Here is a 3,676-nt window from a genome sequence, read left to right as displayed (position 1 = left end):
GGTGGTGGGTGCGGGTCCGGGCGGATCAGGCGAGGCGCTGGCCGGGGGCGGTTCCGCCGAGGCGGGTGAGCAGGGTGGACAGTCGGCCGAGGTCCTCGGGGCTCCACTGCTCGGCCGCGAAGTGGTCGGCGGCGACCTGGCGGGCGGTGTGCAGCATCTCGGCGAGACGCTCACGCCCGGTCGGGGTGAGGGCGGCGTAGGCGACCCGGGCATCGCGGGCGGCGGCCTCGCGGGCGACCAGGCCGATCCGCTCCAGCGGCGCGAGGCCGCGGGTCACGCCGGAGGCGGTGAGCCCGAGGGCTTCGGCGAGGTCGACCCGGCGCATCCGGCTGCCGGGGGCCTGGGAGAGGTGGAGCAGCATCGTGAAGTCGGCCAGGCTGACGCCGTGCAGGCCGCCGAGGCTCGCGTCGAAGCGCTTGACCACGGCCGTCTGGGCGCGGACCAGCCGCAGGGCGGTGTCCAACGGGTCGGGGCTCGGGCCCGGCGTGGCCGGTGCGGTCGCGGTCTGCCGTACGGGTCCCACCTGCTCCGATTGGTCCGGCTGCTCGGGCTGGACCGGCTGGTCTGTCATTGCCACCTCCTTGACTGCTCAAGTATATCCCGGGAGGAAGCCGTCAAGGAGGTGGCGGAGGGGGAGGGGTCGGCTCAGCGACCGGTGGCGGCGGCGCGGCGCTGACGCTTGCCGAGCGGCGCCCGGGAGAGGTCCTCGGCCTGGGAGCGGAGGTTCTTGCAGCCGTAGCCGCGTCCGGCCAGCCAGTCCCGCGCCGACTGCTCGGCCCGCTCGGTGGCCTCCAGGATGTCCTCCTCGGCCTCGCCCTCGTCGAGGAAGCGGAAGGTGAAGGCGGCCCGTGCGGAGAGGTCGTAGCTGAGGTGGCCCTCGCGGGTGAAGGCGGCGTGCAGCACGTCGTGCGCGGGTGCGGCGGCGAGCAGTTCGGCGCGCTGTTCGTCGGTGAGGCCGTCGAAGACGCCGCGCACCATGATGCGGAAGGTTCGAGTGGTCATCCCCCGACCATAGGCAGCACGGACCGCCGGCCGCCAACACGATTTCGGCGGCGCGGTGGCGCGGCGGCCCGATCCGGTGATCGAGCGGCAGCGCGGACCCGGCGGGTGCGCCGGGTGGATGCGGTCGGGCGGGTGTGGTCGGGTTTGGACGCGGTCAGCCGGGGGTGAGTGCTTCGGCGAGCCCGTCCGCGTACCGGGTGAGCCGGGCGAGCTCGGGGCCTCCCCGGGCACGCCGGAATCCGTGCCGTCGGCCCCGGAAGGCGGCCTGGACGGCGTGGAGTTGGGTCCAGCGGCGGGTGCGTTCGCGGTCCAGCCCGGCGGCCTCGGTGAAAACGTCGAGCGCGCGGAGGACGGCGCGGCGCACATCCGTCGCGTTGAGCAGGGTCGTCGCGTCGACCAGGGTCAGGGCGTGGACGGTGAGCAGGGTGCCGCCGTCGTGGGCCCGGTCTCCCACGCAGCCCTTGGGGTCCACGGCCAGCCAGGGTGCGCGCTCGGCCCGCAGGATGTTGCGGGGGTGGAGGTCGCCGTGGACGAGCACCTCCGGCTGGACGCGGGCGAGGTCGCGGACGGTCGCGAGGGCGGCGCCCACCGCGCGGGCCGACAGGGCGTGGGGCAGGGAGGCCGCGTCGGTGCGCAGCCGGTCCTCCCAGCCGGCCGCCTGCTCGCTCAGCCGGGGCAGGCCCGGTGGTGCCGGGACGGCGAGCCGGCGGCTGAGCCGCCCGGCGGCCGTCAGCACCTCGTCGCCGTCCCGGACCTCCGCGAGCGTCGTCGGGCCCGCCCGTTCGAGCAGCATCGCGAAGCGCTCGTCGTCCCGTTCGTACAGCCGGACGGCTCCCCGGCCCGCCCACACCGCGAGGGCGTCCGGCTCGTGCACGTTGCCCGGGTGGGGGAACGACACCTTCAGCACGGCCGCGCGCCCGGCTGCCTGACGGACCGGGAGGATCAGGCCGACGCCGCCGTGGGTGGCGGCGCCGTCCGGCACGCAGTGCCAGCGTTCCAGCAGTTCGGCGGCGAGACCGGGGAGTTCGGCGATCCAGGTCGCGCCGGGGGCTCCCTCGCGGTCGACGGTGGTGCGGGCGAGCCCGCCGGGAATGCTGATCATTCGGGTCCTTTCGACGGTGGGGGAGGAGGGGGGTCGGTGCGGTCGCTGGTTCGGTCGGGCTCAGGGCGCGAAGGGCCCGAAGGTCGTGGCGGCGAGGCGGAGCGCCGGTGCCGGGGTGCCGGTCCCGGCGCCGACGGAGTAGACCAGCCTCCTGCGCAGGTCCGGGGTGGTGAAGAAGCCGTCGGAGTACCCGAGGTCGTGCCCGGTCTTGCCCCAGAGCACCGTGCCGTCCTGTAGGGGGATGGCCATCAGCCCGGCGCTGTAGCAGGCCCGTCCCTTGTCCGGACCGAACTGGCACTCGCCGGCTCCGCGCACGGGCAGCAGCCGGCCGGAGGCGTCCCGCGGCAGGGTGAGCAGGTCGTTCAGCTGCTGGGGCGGCAGGAGTTCGCCGTCCAGCAGGGCGCGCAGGAAGACGTCCAGGTCGGCCGGGGTGGACACCATCGACTCCGAGTTGCCGCCCTGCTCGGAGACGTCGATCGGGGCGCCGGCCCTGTCGGTGAAGTAGCCGGTCAGGTGGGGCTCGGGCATCGTCGGCCTGCCTTCCGGCACCTCGGTGTGCCGCAGGCCGAGCGGCTTCAGGATGCGGGCCGTCACCTCTTCCCTGATCGTGTGCCTGGTCACCTGCTCGATGATCCGGCCCGTCAGCCGGTAGTTGAAGTTGTTGTACTCCTGGGCGGAGCCCGGGGCGAAGGACGGAGTGACCTCGTGCCCGTCCTCGGGGTGGAGCGTCTTCTGGACGACCTGGTCGAGCGTCTCCAGCCCGAAGCGGCGCGCTATCAGTTCGTCGGGATCCTGGGTGTTCGGACCCTCGACGGCCTGTGGCAGTCCGCTGGTGTGGTCGAGGAGTTGACGGACGGTGATCGGCAGGGTGAAGTCGGCGGGCAGCGTGCCGGGCAGGTACCGCTGGACGGTGCCGTCCAGGGAGATCCGCTGTTCGGCGGCGAGCTGGAGCACCACCGCGGCGACGAAGGTCTTGTTGATGCTGCCGATCCGGAACGCGGCGTTCGACGCCACCGGCCGCCCGCTCACCGGATCGCCGGCACTGCCGCGCCAGGCCCGGCCGTCGACCGTCACCCGGGCGATCACGCCCGCCGCAGGGTCCCCCGGCCGGTGGGCGATCGCGGCATCGAGGACGACCGGATCGGGACCGCCGGGCGGCGCCTGGCCGAGGGCGGGTGCGGCAGGCACGGCCGTGAGGAGCAGGGCGGCGAGGCCGAGCGCGAGGGCGGCGGGCTTGGTGACGGGCATGAGTTCTCCGGTGTCGTGAGGACGGGTGAGGGGCGGAGTGATCCGCCCCGGAGAACACGAAACTGACGGGCGTTCAGTTGCATCCGGTCGGCGCGGAGGTGGAGATCGTGGTCGTGGAACACGGTGGAGACTCCCTTCCACGGCGGCCCGGATGGCCGCCGTCGCGGTGACTCCAAGACTGATCGCCGGAACCCCGTTCGCGCATGTGCCGATCGGCAGGAATTCCGCCGGAAAGTGACCGGGCCTCCCCTGCCGATCGGCAGGGGAGGCCCGGGGCGCGGGACGGCGCGGGGTGCGGCGGGGTGCGGCGGGGCCGGGGCCTAG

Annotated in this window: 4 protein-coding genes; all 4 read right to left on the bottom strand. The window is 74.3% G+C overall.

What is annotated here, in order from left to right; translation table 11 throughout:
• Positions 1–25: 25 nt before the first annotated feature.
• The 4 genes from ACIQOV_RS32350 to ACIQOV_RS32335 all read right to left on the bottom strand — a co-directional run bounded on the left by ACIQOV_RS32350 (position 26) and on the right by ACIQOV_RS32335 (position 3,352).
• Positions 26–571, bottom strand: coding sequence for a MarR family winged helix-turn-helix transcriptional regulator (locus ACIQOV_RS32350; protein WP_401054267.1), 546 nt, complete (start codon positions 569–571; stop codon positions 26–28).
• 74 nt (positions 572–645) lie between these two features.
• Positions 646–1,002 (bottom strand): DUF6204 family protein, encoded by a 357-nt coding sequence (locus ACIQOV_RS32345; protein WP_401054266.1) that lies wholly within the window; start codon positions 1,000–1,002, stop codon positions 646–648.
• Positions 1,003–1,156: 154 nt separating this feature from the next.
• Positions 1,157–2,104 carry an aminoglycoside phosphotransferase family protein gene (locus tag ACIQOV_RS32340; RefSeq protein ID WP_401054264.1) on the bottom strand — a complete coding sequence of 316 codons (948 nt, stop codon included), beginning with the start codon at positions 2,102–2,104 and terminating at the stop codon, positions 1,157–1,159.
• 60 nt (positions 2,105–2,164) lie between these two features.
• The gene (locus ACIQOV_RS32335; protein WP_401054262.1) at positions 2,165–3,352 is read right to left on the bottom strand and encodes a serine hydrolase domain-containing protein; all 1,188 of its coding nucleotides are present in this window, start codon (positions 3,350–3,352) and stop codon (positions 2,165–2,167) included.
• Between the last annotated feature and the right edge of the window lie 324 nt (positions 3,353–3,676).

The sequence above is a fragment of the Kitasatospora sp. NPDC091257 genome (assembly GCF_044757675.1).
In the GTDB taxonomy this organism is placed as follows: domain Bacteria; phylum Actinomycetota; class Actinomycetes; order Streptomycetales; family Streptomycetaceae; genus Kitasatospora; species Kitasatospora lactacystinica.
The sequence above is the reverse complement of the archived record's forward strand: the minus strand, read 5'-3'. Positions and strand labels throughout refer to the sequence as shown.

What these genes read in the sequence shown, in the direction of transcription:
- ACIQOV_RS32345 (WP_401054266.1), bottom strand. Translation starts at nt 1,002, where the DNA reads ATGACCACTCGAACCTTCCGCATCATGGTGCGCGGCGTCTTCGACGGC.
- ACIQOV_RS32350 (WP_401054267.1), bottom strand. Translation starts at nt 571, where the DNA reads ATGACAGACCAGCCGGTCCAGCCCGAGCAGCCGGACCAATCGGAGCAG.
- ACIQOV_RS32340 (WP_401054264.1), bottom strand. Translation starts at nt 2,104, where the DNA reads ATGATCAGCATTCCCGGCGGGCTCGCCCGCACCACCGTCGACCGCGAG.
- ACIQOV_RS32335 (WP_401054262.1), bottom strand. Translation starts at nt 3,352, where the DNA reads ATGCCCGTCACCAAGCCCGCCGCCCTCGCGCTCGGCCTCGCCGCCCTG.